We start from the raw sequence: 212 nt of genomic DNA on the forward strand, positions 1-212 counted from the left end.
AGGAATGCTCTTGCCATAGTAATTCAGATGAGCGGGTAAAAGCAGTGCTTCACCCTTGCCCAGAATGATCTTGCTATCGTTCACCCAATATACACATTCGCCAAAGGTGACCAAAATGAATAGCAAGTCATCGTTGTCGGTATTTGCACCAGCCTTTTCATACCAGTCTACGCCATTGTCCTGCCGTATACCCGTCAATGTAATCACAAAAC

At 44.8% G+C, this 212-nt stretch carries 1 pseudogene; it reads right to left on the reverse strand.

Annotated features, from left to right (window positions below):
- Positions 1-212: pseudogene (locus A372_RS32700) on the reverse strand (AraC family ligand binding domain-containing protein); the annotation flags it as partial.

This window comes from Paenibacillus sp. OSY-SE, from assembly GCF_000283315.1.
Lineage (GTDB): Bacteria > Bacillota > Bacilli > Paenibacillales > Paenibacillaceae > Paenibacillus_B > Paenibacillus_B profundus.